The sequence below is a fragment of the Sphaerisporangium dianthi genome, from assembly GCF_042654065.1.
Classification (GTDB): Bacteria; Actinomycetota; Actinomycetes; order Streptosporangiales; family Streptosporangiaceae; genus Sphaerisporangium; species Sphaerisporangium dianthi.
In genome coordinates, this window is sequence record NZ_JBHSFP010000017.1 from 77,849 (window position 1) to 90,407 (window position 12,559).

12 protein-coding genes are annotated in these 12,559 nt (G+C 70.8%); 6 read left to right on the plus strand and 6 right to left on the minus strand.

Going from position 1 to position 12,559, the window contains the following annotated elements:
• Window positions 1-68 precede the first annotated feature (68 nt).
• The 3 genes from ACFO60_RS23500 (at window position 69) to ACFO60_RS23510 (ending at window position 4,647) form a co-directional block, all read left to right on the plus strand.
• Window positions 69-401, plus strand: a complete 333-nt coding sequence (locus ACFO60_RS23500) for a histone-like nucleoid-structuring protein Lsr2 (RefSeq protein ID WP_380843489.1) — start codon at window positions 69-71, stop codon at window positions 399-401.
• 312 nt (window positions 402-713) lie between these two features.
• Window positions 714-3,260: an ATP-dependent Clp protease ATP-binding subunit gene (locus ACFO60_RS23505; protein ID WP_380843491.1), complete on the plus strand. Its 2,547-nt coding sequence runs from the start codon at window positions 714-716 to the stop codon at window positions 3,258-3,260.
• A 442-nt stretch (window positions 3,261-3,702) separates the two neighbouring features.
• Entirely contained in the window at window positions 3,703-4,647 is a 945-nt protein-coding gene (locus ACFO60_RS23510) for a TIM barrel protein (RefSeq protein ID WP_380843493.1), read from the plus strand.
• 23 nt (window positions 4,648-4,670) lie between these two features.
• Here ACFO60_RS23510 and ACFO60_RS23515 read toward each other — a convergent pair whose 3' ends face one another.
• The gene (locus tag ACFO60_RS23515) at window positions 4,671-5,537 is read right to left on the minus strand and encodes an HhH-GPD family protein (protein WP_380843495.1); all 867 of its coding nucleotides are present in this window, start codon (window positions 5,535-5,537) and stop codon (window positions 4,671-4,673) included.
• A gap of 160 nt (window positions 5,538-5,697) precedes the next feature.
• Between ACFO60_RS23515 and ACFO60_RS23520 the strand changes: the two genes are divergently transcribed.
• Window positions 5,698-6,408 (plus strand): hypothetical protein, encoded by a 711-nt coding sequence (locus ACFO60_RS23520; RefSeq protein WP_380843497.1) that lies wholly within the window; start codon window positions 5,698-5,700, stop codon window positions 6,406-6,408.
• A 141-nt stretch (window positions 6,409-6,549) separates the two neighbouring features.
• On the opposite strand, the gene disA is transcribed toward ACFO60_RS23520, so the two are convergent.
• The 5 genes from disA to ACFO60_RS23545 form a co-directional block, all read right to left on the minus strand.
• Window positions 6,550-7,626, minus strand: a complete 1,077-nt coding sequence (gene disA, locus ACFO60_RS23525; RefSeq protein WP_380843499.1) for a DNA integrity scanning diadenylate cyclase DisA — start codon at window positions 7,624-7,626, stop codon at window positions 6,550-6,552.
• 67 nt (window positions 7,627-7,693) lie between these two features.
• Window positions 7,694-9,121 (minus strand): DNA repair protein RadA, encoded by a 1,428-nt coding sequence (radA, locus tag ACFO60_RS23530; protein WP_380843501.1) that lies wholly within the window; start codon window positions 9,119-9,121, stop codon window positions 7,694-7,696.
• Window positions 9,122-9,287: 166 nt separating this feature from the next.
• Entirely contained in the window at window positions 9,288-9,602 is a 315-nt protein-coding gene (trxA, locus tag ACFO60_RS23535; RefSeq protein WP_380843503.1) for a thioredoxin, read from the minus strand.
• Window positions 9,599-9,982, minus strand: a complete 384-nt coding sequence (locus ACFO60_RS23540) for a MerR family transcriptional regulator (protein ID WP_380843505.1) — start codon at window positions 9,980-9,982, stop codon at window positions 9,599-9,601. Before ACFO60_RS23540 ends, trxA begins: the two co-directional genes overlap by 4 nt.
• A gap of 219 nt (window positions 9,983-10,201) precedes the next feature.
• On the minus strand, window positions 10,202-10,900 hold the full coding sequence (locus ACFO60_RS23545; RefSeq protein ID WP_380843507.1) for a class I SAM-dependent methyltransferase: 699 nt from the start codon (window positions 10,898-10,900) through the stop codon (window positions 10,202-10,204).
• Between the two features lie 107 nt (window positions 10,901-11,007).
• Between ACFO60_RS23545 and ACFO60_RS23550 the strand changes: the two genes are divergently transcribed.
• Both ACFO60_RS23550 and ACFO60_RS23555 read left to right on the plus strand, forming a co-directional pair.
• Window positions 11,008-11,823, plus strand: a complete 816-nt coding sequence (locus ACFO60_RS23550; protein WP_380843509.1) for a sugar phosphate isomerase/epimerase family protein — start codon at window positions 11,008-11,010, stop codon at window positions 11,821-11,823.
• 64 nt (window positions 11,824-11,887) lie between these two features.
• Window positions 11,888-12,547, plus strand: coding sequence for a TetR/AcrR family transcriptional regulator (locus tag ACFO60_RS23555; RefSeq protein WP_380843511.1), 660 nt, complete (start codon window positions 11,888-11,890; stop codon window positions 12,545-12,547).
• Window positions 12,548-12,559 lie beyond the last annotated feature (12 nt).

The following is a 12,559-nucleotide window of genomic DNA, read 5'->3' on the forward strand; positions in this document are numbered from 1 at the left end:
GTCAGCCGGGGTTACCGGGTATATCTTTGGCTGGCGAATCGAACAATGCTCTGCGAAAGGATTGCCAGATGGCCACGCAGATCCAGAAGATACTCATCGACGACCTCGATGGTGGCGAGGCCAATGAGACTGTCACCTTCGCGATTGATGGCTCCGCTTACGAGATTGACCTGAGCGGCGAAAACGCCAAGAAGCTGCGCGAGGCGCTGTCTGCTTTCGTGTCCAGTGCCCGCCGGGCGGAGGGCGCCACCACTCGGGGCCGCAAGCGAGGCGGCGGGCAGCGTCCGTCCCGGGAAAAGAGCTCGGAGATCAGGGCGTGGGCCAAGGCGCACGGCATCTCCGTCAGTGAGCGCGGCCGTATTGCGTCCTCCGTGGTCGAGCAGTACGAAGCGGCACACTGACGAGCTCTTTGTTGATCACTCGGCTATGGCGGCGACCTGTGGTGAATCGCCGCCATAGCCGCATGATCGTGTTTTCCGAGCGTGATCGTCCGGGGCGCGGCCCGGGGGTTCACGTAAAACGGCGATGCTAAACGTCGTTCGCTTGCGGCGTAGCGGGAACATGTGACCCCCCAACAGTAGTTGGATGGAGCGTGAACGCCCTGCTCTCGGGGAACGTCTCCTGTCTAGAGCGGTCACCGGTCGGGGCTAGCATGCGGATGCGGCGGGCCCGGATATCCCGAGCTGCCTGACCGCTCTGTGAGGAGCGACGAGATGTTCGAAAGGTTCACTGACCGCGCACGGCGGGTTGTCGTCCTGGCTCAGGAAGAAGCCAGGATGCTCAACCACAACTACATCGGCACTGAGCACATTCTTCTTGGCTTGATCCATGAGGGTGAAGGCGTTGCCGCCAAGGCTCTTGAGAGCCTGGGCATCAGTCTTGAAGGTGTGCGCCAGCAGGTCGAGGAGATCATCGGCCAGGGGCAGTCGGCGCCGTCGGGGCACATTCCGTTCACCCCGCGCGCCAAGAAGGTCCTTGAGCTGTCGCTCCGCGAAGCCTTGCAACTGGGTCACAACTACATCGGCACCGAGCACATCCTCTTGGGCCTCATCCGTGAGGGCGAGGGTGTTGCCGCTCAGGTGCTGGTGAAGCTTGGCGCCGATCTCAACAGAGTGCGCCAGCAGGTCATCCAGTTGCTCCATGGCTACCAGGGCAAGGAGCCGGCGGCCGCGGGAGGCCCGCAGGAGTCCGCGCCATCGACCTCCCTTGTGCTGGACCAGTTCGGCCGAAACCTGACCCAGGCCGCCCGCGAGGGCAAGCTCGACCCGGTGATCGGGCGCGACAAGGAGATCGAGCGGGTCATGCAGGTCCTGTCCCGCAGGACCAAGAACAACCCCGTCCTGGTCGGCGAGCCCGGCGTCGGCAAGACCGCCGTGGTGGAGGGCCTGTCCCAGAAGATCGTCAAGGGCGAGGTGCCCGAGACGCTGAAGGACAAGCAGCTCTACACGCTCGACCTCGGCGCGCTGGTCGCGGGCTCCCGCTACCGCGGTGACTTCGAAGAGCGCCTGAAGAAGGTCCTCAAGGAGATCCGCACGCGCGGCGACATCATCCTGTTCATCGACGAGCTGCACACGCTCGTCGGCGCGGGCGCCGCCGAGGGCGCCATCGACGCCGCCAGCATCCTCAAGCCGATGCTGGCCCGCGGCGAGCTGCAGACCATCGGCGCCACCACGCTCGACGAGTACCGCAAGCACCTGGAGAAGGACGCCGCGCTCGAGCGCCGCTTCCAGCCCATCCAGGTCGCCGAGCCCTCGCTGAGTCACACGATCGAGATCCTCAAGGGTCTGCGTGACCGCTACGAGGCGCACCACCGGGTGACGATCACCGATGCCGCGCTCGTGGCCGCGGCGCAGCTGGCCGACCGCTACATCAGCGACCGGTTCCTGCCCGACAAGGCGATCGACCTCATCGACGAGGCCGGCTCGCGCATGCGCATCCGCCGCATGACCGCGCCGCCGGACCTGCGCGAGTTCGACGAGAAGATCGCCCAGGTGCGCCGCGACAAGGAGTCCGCGATCGACGCGCAGGACTTCGAGAAGGCCGCGGCCCTGCGCGACCAGGAGAAGCAGCTCCAGCTCAAGCGCGACCGCCGCGAGAAGGAGTGGAAGGCCGGCGACATGGACGTCGTCGCCGAGGTCACCGAGGAGCTCATCGCCGAGGTCCTCGCGACGGCCACCGGCATCCCGGTCTTCAAGCTCACCGAGGAGGAGTCCCAGCGGCTGCTCCGCATGGAGGACGAGCTCCACAAGCGCATCATCGGCCAGGACGACGCCATCAAGGGTCTGTCCCGCGCGATCCGCCGCACGCGTGCCGGTCTGAAGGACCCGCGCCGCCCCGGTGGCTCGTTCATCTTCGCCGGCCCGTCCGGCGTCGGTAAGACCGAGCTGTCCAAGGCGCTCGCCGAGTTCCTCTTCGGGGACGAGGACGCGCTGATCATGCTGGACATGTCCGAGTTCATGGAGAAGCACACCGTCTCGCGGCTGTTCGGCTCCCCGCCCGGCTACGTCGGGTACGAAGAGGGCGGCCAGCTCACCGAGAAGGTCCGGCGCAAGCCGTTCTCCGTGGTCCTGTTCGACGAGATCGAGAAGGCCCACCCGGACATCTTCAACTCGCTGCTGCAGATCCTGGAGGACGGTCGCCTGACCGACGCCCAGGGCCGCGTGGTCGACTTCAAGAACACCGTCATCATCATGACGACCAACCTCGGCACCCGTGACATCTCCAAGGGCATCGGGGTCGGGTTCGCGAAGAACAACGACGTCGAGGGCAACTACGACCGGATGAAGTCCAAGGTGCAGGAGGAGCTCAAGCAGCACTTCCGGCCCGAGTTCCTCAACCGCGTCGACGACGTCGTGGTGTTCCACCAGCTGACGCCCAACGAGATCATCAAGATCGTCGATCTCATGCTGGCCCAGGTGGACGCCCGCCTCAAGGACCGCGACATGGGCCTCGAGCTGACCGACGAGGCCAAGAAGCTCCTGGCCGAGCGGGGCTACGACCCCGTGCTCGGCGCCCGGCCGCTGCGGCGCACCATCCAGCGCGAGCTGGAGGACACCCTGTCGGAGAAGATCCTGTACGGCGACCTCCGTCCCGGCCAGGTCGTCAAGATCGCCATCGAGGGCGAAGGCGACGAGGCCAAGTTCACCTTCGTCGGTGAGCAGAAGGCGCCGGCCGACATCCCCGACTCGGCGGCGGCCATCGCCGAGCCGGCCAGCACCCGCGCCGGCGCTTCGGCCAGGCCGGCGGACCGCACGGCGTAGCGACCGCACGGCCGCGGACCAGGCGGCCGTGCCGGAGCCGCGACCGCGAGAGCGCGAGCACGACCGCGCCGATCGGCGCGCACAACGCAGGACCCCTCGTGAGACCACTTCGCGAGGGGTCCTCTGTATTTCGTGAGATCAGTTTGACCGTATCCGCTATGACACCACCGCGAGTAGTACTACACTCCGTAGAGCGAATCGGGCTTGAGTCGTGCCTACACGGCTCACAAGATCGACCGAGTGTGGTGAGCACCGCCGAGGTCCCCCCACCGGTGTAGCGGGGGATCAGCTGCCGGGAGGACGCGGCGGCGGGTGCGGGCCGGGCAGACTCGGGCGAGCCAGGGCCGGATTCCTGGCAAGGAGGGCAATGCCGCATGCGCTGAAACAGGCGGTTGGCGGCGGTGAAGCCCGACAAGCAAAGTACGCCTGGGAGGCACCCGAGATGCGCCTGTGTCATGAGGACGGCACGCTCGTTCACCTGTCCTACAACGCGGGCGTGCACCCCGCGGAGGACCTGGAGAACCTCATCGCCCACCTCACCCGCTACGCCGTACCCGTGCGCAAGCGGCTCGGGGTCGACCGGCTGGGCATCGGCATGTGGCTCGCCCCCGCGGTCGTCGACCATCTCGTCGCCGACCGCATCGAGCTGGTGCGGCTGCGCCGCTCGCTGGAGGAGCGCGGGCTGGAGGTCGTCAGCCTCAACGGCGCCGGCGGCCGGGGCATGGGCCAGGACAGTCCCGGTCCCGACTGGGCCAAGCCCGAGCGCTACCGCTACACGATGGCCCTGGCACGCATCCTCGCCTTCCTGCTGCCCGAGGACGTCCAGTTCGGCAGCATCTCCACGATCCCGATCGGCTGGCGGCGCGACTGGCCGGCCGACCTGCACGCCATCGCCTCCAAGCGGCTGGACCGGCTCTCCCGCGAGCTGCGCGGCCTGCACAGCGTCACGGGCAAGACCATCAGGGTGGGCTTCCAGCCGTGGCCCGGGTGCGTGCTGGAGACCACCCAGCAGGCGGTCGAGCGGGTGTGCGGCATCGACTCCGAATACCTCGGCGTCTGCCTGGACGCCTGCCACCTGACCTGCGGTGTCGAGGAGCCCGGCGCCGCCCTGCGCGGGGTGGCCGCCGCCGGCGCCTCGGTGATCAAGCTCGGGCACGTGCACAACCACACCGGCGAGGCCCCGGCCACCGAGTCGATCCTGGAGAACGCCCTGGCCGCCATCCTGGCGGCCCCGACGACCGGCGGCGCCCACATCGAGGTGGAGGCGCACGGCCTCGCCAGCCCCGCCAAGGGCAAGGGCCCCGCAGCCCTGGTCGCCACCCTCGCCGACGAGCTCGACTGGACCCGCCGCAACCTCACCGCCCTCGGCCTCAAACTCGCCGCCTGAGCGCCTGAGGGGTCCTGCGGTGGTCAGGCGGGAAGGCGGTAGGCGCCGTCGGGGAGCACCTGCGCCAGGCCGTCGGCGATGAGACCGTCCAGGGCGCGTTCACGCTGCACCGCGTCGTCCCAGACGACGTCCAGGGCGGCCTTGGGCACCGCGCCGTGCGCTTCCCGCAGCACCGCCAGCAGGCGTCCGCGGCACTGCCGGTCGGTGCCGGCGTAGGTCTGGCCGCGACGCTCGGGGCCGTCGTAGGCCGGGCGCCCGGCCAGGCGCCAGGCGCAGGAGGCGGCGACCGGGCAGTCGGCGCACCGGGGCGCGCGCGCCGTGCAGACCAGCGCGCCGAGTTCCATGACGGCGACCGCCCATCGCGGGGCGTCCAGTGCGGGCAGCAGCGACTCGGCCAGCTTGCGCTCGGCCGCCGTGGTGGCCTTGGGCGGATACTCTTCGCCGCGCACCGCCCGGGCCAGGACGCGCCGCACGTTGGTGTCCAGCACGGCGTGACTGCGGCCGAACGCGAAGCTGGCGACCGCCGCGGCGGTGTAGTCGCCGACGCCCGGCAGCCGGCGGAGCTCCTCGTAGCCCTGCGGCACCCGCCCGCCGTGCTCGGAGGTCACCGCCCGTGCGCAGGCGTGCAGATTGAGCGCGCGGCGCGGGTATCCGAGGCGTCCCCAGTGGCGTACGGCCTCGCCGGGCGGTTCGGCGGCCAGCGCCGCTGGCGTGGGCCAGCGTTCCATCCACTCGGTCCACACCGGCAGGACGCGCACGACGGGCGTCTGCTGCAGCATGATCTCGCTCACCAGGATGGCCCACGGGCCGGCCTCGGGCCGCCGCCAGGGGAGGTCTCTCGCGTTCTCCGCGTACCAGTCGAGGATGGGGGCGTGAAGTGCGGTGGCCACACGGTCGAGCCTAACGGCCCTCGGTCGAGCGGCGGGCCGGGACCTCGGGAACGATCGGCAGGAGGTTTGTCGTGGTCTGCCGGTAATGGCGGGGTGAGGAGACCGGCGGGATCGGCGGGTCGTTACCCCTTCGCGGGTTTGAACTCACCATACTGAATGTATGGATCCGGACACGTTCCGTGGCGACGTCGGAGTCGACGGGCCCGAGGTCTACTGGCGTCGCCGGGTGTCGGTGCTCACCGGCGCGCTGGTCGTCGTGGCCGTGGTCGCGTGGGCGTGCTCCAGCGCCTCCGGAGGTTCCGACGACGGTCCCGGAGGGCGGCCGGCGACGGCCGGGTCCAATGAGCACGGCCCGTCCCCGAGCGTGACGGCGTGGCCCACGGCGATGCCCTCCCCGAGCTCGACGGCCAGGGCGGTCGGGGCCGGGCACGCCTCGTTGCCCCGCACGCCCTCGCCCGGCTCGCATCGTCCCCGCCGGCCGGGCGACCGGTGCGACAATTCCGATCTGGTGGTCAGCCTGCGCGGCCGGTCGGAGGTCTACGCCGGCCGGCGCTCCCCCAAGTTCCTGCTCACCGTGGTCAACATCGGCCGGGTCGAGTGCACCGTGGACGTCGGGCCGCGCGCGATCGAGGTGCGCATCACCTCCGGCGCCGACCGCGTGTGGTCGACCGCCGACTGCGTGAGCGGCGAGGGCGCCGACGTCCGGCGCCTTTCGCGCGGGGTGCCGCACGTGCGCATGGTCGACTGGGATCGGCGCCGGTCGGCGCCCGACTGCCGCGCGGCCCGTCCCGAGGCTCGCGACGGCACCTACGTCGCGACGGCGCGGCTGGGCGGCCTGAAGAGCCCGAAGGTCGTCTTCCACCTCCACTGAAACCTCGCGCGGCCGCGGAGGCCGGCGTCGAGCAGGATGCGCGGCGAGCGTTCAGGCCGGCCCGGCGAGCGCTCAGACGGGCCCGGCGAGCGTTCAAGGCGGGTCCGGCGAGTGCGGGCCCTCGCGGTGGTGGGAGGCGGTTCAGACGTAGCGTTCGAGGATGGACGCCTCGGCCAGGCGCGACAGCCCTTCGCGCACGCTGCGCGCCCGTGACTCGCCGACGCCGCCCACCGACTGCAGGTCGTCGGTGCTGGCCGCCAGGAGCTTCTGTAGGCCGCCGAAATGGGCCACGAGCCGGTCTACGACGTTGACGGGCAGCCGGGGCACCTTGGCCAGCAGGCGGAACCCACGCGGGCTCACCGGGCTCTCCAGGGCCTCCGAGCCCGTGTGGCCGAGCACGTGGGCGACGGCCATGAGGTCGAGCAGCTCGGCGGGGGACAGCAGGTCGAGCTCGGCCAGCGACTCGCCCACCTGGCGGGGCCCGGCGGGCAGGTAGTCGCGCATGATCAGGTCGCGGTCCTCTTCGACGCCGGCGACCAGCTCGGCGAACTGGAGCGACAGCAGCCGGCCGTCGATGCCCAGCTCGACGACGTACCCCTCGATCTCGCCGGCGATGCGCCGCACCATCTCGAGCCGCTGGACGACGGCGGCGACGTCGCGAACGGTGACGAGGTCCTCGATCTCGAGGGCCGAGAGCGTGCCCGACACCTCGTCAAGGCGCATCTTGTAGCGCTCGAGGGTCGCGAGCGCCTGGTTGGCCTTGGACAGGATCACCGCGGACTCTTCCATGACGTAGCGGACGCCGTCGAGGTAGAGGGCGATGATGCGCATGGACTTGCTGATCGAGATGACCGGGTAGCCGGTCTGGCGGGCCACCCGCTGGGCGGTGCGGTGGCGCGTGCCCGACTCGTTGGTCGGCAGCGAGGAGTCGGGGACGAGGTGGACCGCCGCGCGCAGGATCTTCTTGCCGGCGCGGTCGAGCACGATGGCGCCGTCCATCTTGGCCAGCTCGCGCAGGCGCGTCGCGGAGAACTCGACGTCGAGCGTGAAACCGCCGGTGCAGACCTCCTCGACCTGCGCGTCGTGGCCGAGGACGATGAGCCCGCCGGTGTGCCCGCGGAGGATGCGCTCGAGGCCGTCACGCAGCTCGGTGCCCGGTGCGAGCATGGCAAGGGTGGATCTGCGCTGTTCGTCGATGCCCTTGTTGGTGTTCGCCACATGGCCCCCGCTGGTCGCTGACGTCGCCCAGTTTACCGGCGAAGCGGTGGCCGTACCCGGACACCGTTCAGGTTACGTGGGTGAGGGCGTCCCATACGTTCTCGGCCTCGGTGACGTCGAAACCTTGGGAGAAGGTGGTCGTGCGGATGGGGGACCTGGCGACGGGCACCGGGCTCAGGGCCTCCTTCGAGCCGGAGATCGCCGGCTTATCGCGGTCGAGGGAGCCCGCGGGGATCAGGGCATGGGTGAACCCGAGGCGGGCGGCCTCGGCGACCCGCCGCCGGATGTCCCTGACCGGGCGCAGCTCGCCGGCGAGGCCCACCTCGCCCAGCACGACGAGGCCGGGCGGCAACGGCCGGTCGCCCGCGGCGCTGGCCACCGCCAGCATGACAGCCAGGTCGACGGCGGGGTCGTTCAGGCGGATGCCGCCGACGGTGGCGGTGAACACGTCGCAGCCGCTCAGCCTGGCGTTCAGCCGCCGTTCGAGCACCGCGAGGATCATCGTGACGCGGAACGGATCGAGGCCGGAGGACGACCGGCGGGGCTGCTGGGCCTCGGTGGGGCCGACCAGGGCCTGCACCTCGGCGGGCAGCGGGCGGGTGCCCTCGACGGTCACGGTGACACACGTGCCGGGGACCGGCTCGGAGCGCCGGGAGACGAAGAGCCCGCTGGGGTCGGGCAGGCCGCGGATGCCGGCCTCGTCGAGGTCGAAGCAGCCGACCTCGTCGGTGGGGCCGAAGCGGTTCTTGATGCACCTGACCATGCGCAGCCGCGAGTGGCGGTCGCCCTCGAAGTGCAGCACGACGTCGACCAGGTGCTCGAGCACGCGGGGACCGGCGATGGAGCCGTCTTTGGTGACGTGGCCGACCAGGACGGTGGAGATGGCGCGCTCTTTGGCCAGCCGGACGAGGTTGCCGGTGACCTCGCGCACCTGGGTGACGCCGCCGGGCACGCCGGTGGCCTGGGACGAGCCGATGGTCTGGACGGAGTCGACGATGAGCAGCCGCGGCTGGACCTTCTCGACGTGGCTCACCAGGGCGGACAGGTCGGTCTCCGCCGCGAGGTAGAGCTGGTCCTGGATGGCGCCGATGCGGTCGGCGCGCATGCGCACCTGCGCCGTGGACTCTTCGCCGGTGACGTAGAGGACCGTCTCGTGGCGGGCGATGCTGGCCGCGGCCTCAAGGAGCAGGGTGGACTTGCCGATGCCGGGTTCTCCGGCGAGCAGGACCACGGCGCCGGGGACCAGGCCGCCCCCGAGCACGCGGTCGAGCTCGCCGACGCCGGTGGTGCGGGCGCGGGCGAACTCGGCCTTGACCTGCCCGATCGGCAGGGCGGGCGCGGTGACCGCCCCGCCCTGGACGACGTGGACCCCGGCGCGGGCGCCCTCTTCGTCGACCGTGCCCCAGGCCTGGCACTCGCCGCAGCGGCCCACCCACTTGGTGGTGCGCCAGCCGCACTCGGTGCAGCGGTAGCCGGCCTTCTGCGTCTTGGTCATGCGGGGCACGCTATCGGCCTCGGCCGACAAACTTCACCGGCGTGCCTCGCAGGATGAGCCGGAAGGGGGCTTTGAGCGTGCCTCGCGAGATGAGCCGGAACGGGCCCTTGAGCGTGTCTCGTGAGACGAGCCGGAACCGGCCTTGGGAGTGTCCCCGCAGGACGGGTCAGAACTGGCCTTCCAGGTCGGCGAGGAGGAGGCGCTTGGGCTTGGCGCCGATGACCTGGCGGACGACCTCGCCGTCCCGGTAGAGGTTCAGGGTCGGAAAGCCCATCACCCCGTAGCGGGACGCGATCTCCGGGTAGTCCTCGGCGTTCAGCTTGGCGACGGTGAGCCGCTCGCCGTACTCCTCGGCGATCTCCTCAAGGACCGGGGCCACCATGCGGCACGGCGGGCACCATTCGGTCCAGAAGTCCACCAGCACCGGCTTGTCGCTGCGCAGGACCTGCTCGTCGAAGTTCTCGGCGGTCAGTGTGATCATCGTTTCGTTCCTCCGGTTCTCAGCGCGCATCCTGGGCACGCCTCGGCGAGCTGCGCCGCCACCTCGGCGCGGCGCCCCAGCAGGGTGCGGATCTGGTCGTCTATTTCGGCGATCTTGCGCCGGTAGACCTCGACGGACTCGGGGCAGGCGCCGCCGGACTCGTGGCCTGCCCGCAGGCACTCCACGAACGGGCGGGCGTCCTCGAGCGTGAAGCCCACGGTCAGCAGGGAGCGGATCTCGGTGACGAGCCTGAGATCGGACTCGTCGTAGTCCCGGTAGCCGTTGGTCGAGCGCCTCGCCGGGAGCAGCCCTTGCTGCTCGTAGTAGCGCAGCGCCCGCGTGCTCACCCCCGCCTGCCTCGCCAGCTCTCCGATGCGCATCGGCCCTCCCTGCTCCGCGCTCACGCTAACCCTTGACGTCAACGTCAAGGTCAAGCCCTCGCGTCCCGGGCCGCGGCCCTAGGGGTCGGGACCTGGGGCCGGCGCCGCGTCCAGAGGGGTCTGGGCCGGCCGCCCGGCCGAGGGGGGCAGAGGGGAGTGCTCACTCACCAGCGGCTGCAGGCACCGAGTCCGCCCGAACAGCCGACCCGGTAGCTCCCATCAGTAGAGGCGCCAGCGCAGGACGTTGGGGTAGTCCAGTTCCAGCCCGGGGGTGCGCGCGATGGCCTCCTCGGCGACGGCGGGGGCGAACTCGATGCGCAGGACCGCCTCCAGGTCGGCGCGGGAGGTGAAGACCATGCGCAGGTCCAGCTCGCCGCGCTGCCAGCCCTGCCGCGACCAGAACGCCTCCACGGCGGAGGCGGAGTACGACGGCACCGTGCGGCTGAACCAGTCGCCGAACGCCCCGCGCGTGGCGTCCAGGTCGACCACGAACGCGGCGCCGCCGCGCCGGACCACCCGGGAGAGCTCGCGCAGCCCCGGCTCGCAACCGGGTCCGAAGAAGTACGCCCATCGCGCCACCGCCACGTCGACGGAGGAGTCGGGCACGGGCAGGGCCTGGGCGGTGGCCGTGCGGACCGAGACGCGCGCGAGGTCGCGGCAGCGCTCGGCGGCGAGCGCCGCCAGGCCCGAGTGCGGCTCGACGCCGATGACCTTGCTCGCGGTGGCGGCGTAGACGGGCAGGTGGTAGCCGGTGCCGCAGCCGATGTCCAGGACGATCCCGCCGGTCCAGGGCCGGACGGCCGAGATCGCGGCGTCCACGGCCCCCTCGGGGTCGACGGCGCGGTTCTCCAGCTCGTAGGTGCGGGGAGAGTTCCAGATGTTCGGGCTCGGTATGGCCCCGTCGACGATCCGCGCCATGAGAGACACCGTAGACCAGCGAGGATGCCGTCCGGACCGTTGTGATCCTGCTTGCATCGCGGGTTGCGGAGCGCCACCTGGCCGTGACCCGGCTTAGGCTGGCAGATGTGACCGACGTCATCCGAGTCCCGAACGCCAAGATCGCCTTGTCCACCGCGTCGGTGTATCCGGAGCGCACCCCGGACGCCTTCGAGCTGGCCGCGCGCCTTGGATACGACGGTGTCGAGGTCATGGTGGGCGCCGACCCGGTAAGCCAGGACATCGATGTGCTCGAGCGGCTCATCGACCACTACCAGCTCCCCGTGCTGGCCGTGCACGCCCCCTGCCTCCTCGTCACCCAGCGGGTGTGGGGCCGCGACCCATGGGCCAAGCTCGTGCGGGCCCAGAAGGCCGCCGAGCGCCTCGGCGCGCGCACGGTCGTCGTCCACCCGCCGTTCCGGTGGCAGCGCGACTACGCCCGCGACTTCGAGACCGGCCTCGCCCGCATCCGCGAGGAGACCGACGTGGTGTTCGCCGTGGAGAACATGTTCCCGCTGCGCGCCCGCGGAGCCGAGGTCGTCCCCTACTCTCCGGGCTGGAACCCGATCGACCAGGACTACCCGCAGGTCACGCTGGACCTGTCGCACACCGCGGTCTCGGGCTCCGACGCGCTCGAGATGGCCGAGAAGCTCGGCGACCGCCTGGCGCACCTCCACCTGGCCGACGGCGTCGGCACCACCAACAAGGACGAGCACCTGGTGCCGGGCCGGGGCTCCCAGCCCTGCGCGCGCATCCTCGAACGCCTCGCCACCGCCGGGTACGGCGGCCTGATCGTCCTTGAGGTCAACACCCGCAAGGCCGCCGGGCGTTCCGAGCGCATCGACGATCTGGCCGAAGGGCTGGCCTTCGCCCGGCTGCACTTCGCCGCCGCCTCCACCACGTGATCCGGCGATCGATGGACGAGGCGCCCGGCGGCGTCCACCCGGCGACGTCCGGGAAGGAGCCGGTGTGAGCACGACGGGCGGGGTGGGGACGGAGGGCGGGCCGATGGGCGCGGTGCACGAGGAAGACCCTGAGGGCGCGGCGCCCGGAGGACGGCGGCCCGGCCGCCGTCGCGGCTCGGCGGACACCCGGGGGCAGATCGTCGCCGCGGCGCGCAAGATCTTCGCTGAGAAGGGCTTCGACAAGGCGACGATCAGGGGCATCGCCAGGGAGGCCGCGGTCGATCCCGCCCTGGTGCACCACTACTTCGACACCAAAGAGGGCATCTTCGTCGAGGCGATGCGGCTGCCCGTCGACCCGGGGACGGTGCTGCCCCTCATCCTGGCGGGGCCGCGCGACGAGATCGGCGAGCGGCTGGTCCGGTTCTTACTGACCATGACGGCCGATCCGGACGCCCGCGAGCCCATCCTCGCGCTGATGCGCAGCGCCATGACCAACGACCAGGTCGTCGTGATGATCCGCGAGTTCGTGACCATGGCGGTGTTCAACCGGGTGGTGGAGGGCCTCGGCATCTCGCCGGTGCGCATGGAGGTCGCGTTCTCGCAGATGTTTGGCGTGGTGCTGATGCGGTATGTCCTCCGGTTGGAGCCGCTGGCTTCCGCTGAGATCGACGAGCTGGTGGAGATCCTGGCCCCGACGATCCAGCGCTATCTGGGCGGCGACTGACCGGCGTTCGGC